Here is a 1155-nt window from a genome sequence, read left to right on the forward strand (position 1 = left end):
CCCACTCCCGAGGACAGGTTCACGTTCGGTCTGTGGACCGTTGGCTGGCAGGGCAGGGACCCGTTCGGGGACGCGACCCGGCCGGAGCTGGATCCGGTCGAGTCGGTGCGGCGTCTGGCGGAGCTGGGCGCGTACGGGGTGACGTTCCACGATGATGATCTGATTCCGTTCGGTGCGGACGAGGCCGGCCGTGAGGCGCGGGTGAAGAGGTTCCGGCAGGCGTTGGACGCGTCGGGCATGAAGGTGCCGATGGCGACGACGAACCTGTTCACGCATCCGGTGTTCAAGGACGGGGCGTTCACCGCGAACGACCGGGACGTGCGGCGGTTCGCGTTGCGCAAGACGGTCCGCAACATCGATCTGGCTGTGGAGCTGGGTGCCGAGGTGTATGTGGCCTGGGGCGGGCGTGAGGGCGCGGAGTCGGGCGGGGCGAAGGACGTGCGGGAGGCGCTGGAGCGGATGAAGGAGGCTTTCGATCTGCTCGCCCAGTACGTCACGGAGCAGGGGTATGACCTGCGGTTCGCGATCGAGCCGAAGCCGAACGAGCCGCGTGGTGACATCCTGCTGCCGACGGTGGGGCACGCGCTGGCGTTCATCGAGCGGCTGGAGCGTCCGGAGCTGTTCGGGGTGAACCCGGAGGTGGGGCACGAGCAGATGGCGGGGCTGAACTTCCCGCACGGTATCGCGCAGGCGTTGTGGGCGGGCAAGCTGTTCCATCTGGATCTGAACGGGCAGTCGGGGATCAAGTACGACCAGGATCTGCGGTTCGGTGCGGGGGATCTGCGGTCGGCGTTCTGGCTGGTGGATCTGTTGGAGACGGCCGGGTACCAGGGGTGCCGGCACTTCGACTTCAAGCCGCCGCGGACGGAGGACATCGACGGGGTGTGGGCGTCGGCGGCGGGCTGCATGCGCAACTATCTGATCCTCAGGGAGCGGGCCGCGGCCTTCCGGGCCGACCCGCAGGTCCAGGAAGCCCTGGCCGCGTCCCGGCTGGACCAGCTGGCCCGGCCCACCGCCGAGGACGGCCTGGCCGGCCTTCTCGCCGACCGGTCGGCGTACGAGGACTTCGACGCGGAAGCCGCCGCCGCCCGCGGCATGGCCTTCGAACACCTCGACCAGCTCGCCATGGACCACCTCCTCGGCGCCCGGGGCTGA

The 1155-nt window shown here is 69.6% G+C and carries 1 protein-coding gene; it reads left to right on the plus strand.

The annotated features are described in order from the left end of the window. On the plus strand, positions 1-1155 hold a 1155-nt coding region (gene xylA / locus ACZ3IG_RS36220; protein ID WP_467437491.1), incomplete at its 5' end, for a xylose isomerase.

This window comes from Streptomyces sp. NPDC016677 (assembly GCF_055562815.1).